At 40.5% G+C, this 1,529-nt stretch carries 1 protein-coding gene and 1 pseudogene; both read right to left on the bottom strand.

All coding sequences use genetic code 11. The features are described 5' to 3' along the window. Positions 1-202 precede the first annotated feature (202 nt). Positions 203-1,036, bottom strand: a pseudogene (locus tag CHL74_RS15315) (IS3 family transposase); the annotation flags it as partial. A gap of 29 nt (positions 1,037-1,065) precedes the next feature. Next, complete coding sequence (locus tag CHL74_RS15310) at positions 1,066-1,470, bottom strand: transposase (RefSeq protein ID WP_094882010.1); 405 nt, start codon at positions 1,468-1,470, stop codon at positions 1,066-1,068. Positions 1,471-1,529 lie beyond the last annotated feature (59 nt).

Raw genomic sequence — 1,529 nt, 5'->3', positions numbered from 1 at the left:
CTTTTGACTTTAACTGATTTTACTTTACACTTTTCTTGTTGTTTTACTAATTTACTTCACTCTCATTTTGTTCCTTTACTGAATAACTTTACAATGCAGGAAAAGTGTTACTGAAACGCTTTACATATTCGTTTCAATATGCAAAATTACATATAAAACTTTTATCTGCAAATTTTAGCCTCAGGATTGTTTTTCCCATTATCTATGATGCTACCTTTGTATAGCTTTCACGCTTTTGCACTGGTGTCATCATTCCGTTGCTCATGTGCGGGCGCTTATTATTATAGAAGTCAATTATGTCACGTATGATCCTGCAAGCATCATCCAGATTCTTGGGCCTCTTCATACGGTATAGCCATTCCTGCTTTATGATGCCGTTGACACGTTCTGCTATTGCGTTGTCTGTTGGCTTGTAGTCCTCCGTCATAGATATTGATGCATTGATGGAATTAAGTATCTCTATGTAGGCATTGCTGCAGTATTGCGAACCACGGTCTGAGTGGTGTATAAGTTCGCTTAGGTCAGCACCTTCATTATGTTCTATGCCCATCTTTAGCGCTGCTATGGTATTTGAGGCCATGAGGGAATCGGATAGCATCCAGCCTATGATTTCATGTGTCCACGCATCTGTGACGAGGTGTAGATACATCACACCGTCGTCGGTATCAACGTATGTAATGTCTGCGACCCAAAGCTGATTGGGACGAGTAACAACAAGGCCTTGTGTTAAGTTCTTGTATTTGCGATAGTTATGATTAGAGTTGGTTGTGTGACGTCTACGTTCAGGTTTGAGCATAAGCCCATTTTCATTGATGATCTTATAGAACTTGTCACGTCCTGGCATAGCTTCGAGGAAGATGTCCTTGAGTATTACAAACATCTTATAAGCTCCTATTCCGGGGGCCTCATTACGTAGTAGGCGTGCATGGTCAACAATCTTCTTTTCTGTCAGCTCTAGGCGGTTACGCTTAGCTTTGCTGACAGAATAATAGCCTTCGCGAGTCTTGCCAAACAGCCCGCTCAGACAGCTGATACTTGTATCTGCATGTCTGAGCCGAAGGTTGTCTACTGCTTGGCGCCAGCTTTTTTTAGCAGGTCAATACCGTATTTTTCCTTGCCGATTTTCAGCACTTCATTCAATGCCTCGTTGCGAAGTTCCGAATACTCTAGAGCCTTGCGCAGACGTGCATTTTCATCTCTTAACTTTTCTTCCTCACTCATAACTTGCTGAGGTCTTGAATCTCTTGCTTTCTTTGCCATAAATACCTGTTTTTCCAGTTCTATAATATCTGTAGGCAAAGATACACATTTATTCATGTATTTCTTCTCCCAAGCTATGACGTTACCACTGCTAACATCATATTTACGGGAAATCTGACCATAAGACACACCACTCTCATAATAATCTTTTAATACACTCAAACGGAACTGATCGTCAAAATGACGAGGTTGTCTACGCTCTTTTTTCATTACTTACACTGTTTTTGAATTGTTAAAACCGTGTAAAGCAAATCTGTATTAAGTCATTT

Origin of the sequence: Prevotella sp. 885 (assembly GCF_002265625.1) — a bacterium.
In the GTDB taxonomy this organism is placed as follows: domain Bacteria; phylum Bacteroidota; class Bacteroidia; order Bacteroidales; family Bacteroidaceae; genus Prevotella.
The sequence above is the reverse complement of the archived record's forward strand: the minus strand, read 5'-3'. Positions and strand labels throughout refer to the sequence as shown.

Coding starts and splice junctions, on each gene's coding strand:
- CHL74_RS15310 (WP_094882010.1), bottom strand. CDS start 1,470: ATGAAAAAAGAGCGTAGACAACCTCGTCATTTTGACGATCAGTTCCGT.